1 protein-coding gene is annotated in these 452 nt (G+C 25.2%); it reads left to right on the top strand.

Going from position 1 to position 452, the window contains the following annotated elements; all coding sequences use genetic code 11:
- Positions 1–452: hypothetical protein (locus tag AB4070_RS18565; protein ID WP_441981406.1), on the top strand; the 452-nt coding region annotated here is incomplete at both ends.

The following is a 452-nucleotide window of genomic DNA, read 5'->3' as shown; positions in this document are numbered from 1 at the left end:
ACTTTCAAATTTACCCACAACAAAAAATGGCGAAAATCAATTCGGATTTTGGATTGAAGATGAAGTTTCACAAATGTTCAAACAAGTAGAACAAATTGGATCTCCGCTCTCTGAAATTAAAGAATATTTATTAAAAGCATATGACCATGAAAAATTAACCAGAAAAAGCAAAAAAGAATCAATAGAAACCAAAGGCATTATTTTAACTTTATTATTTATAAATACATTTGAAAGTTATGCGAATAACATTTCAAATGAATCTATGACAGACGGATTAATGCGTAGATTTAATTTAATATACACAGAAAAAGATATTGAACGAGATTTTACTGATTATTATTTATATAATTTAAAGAAAATAAGAGATGATAGATTACAAGATGAGATTGCTGATTTGTTTTTTTCTATAAAACCAGATCAAAATTTCACCTTTTCTGATAATTGTTTTAAAT

This window comes from Microbacterium sp. 2RAF4 (genome assembly GCF_052115285.1).
GTDB lineage: Bacteria > Actinomycetota > Actinomycetes > Actinomycetales > Microbacteriaceae > Microbacterium > Microbacterium oxydans.
The sequence above is the reverse complement of the archived record's forward strand: the minus strand, read 5'-3'. Positions and strand labels throughout refer to the sequence as shown.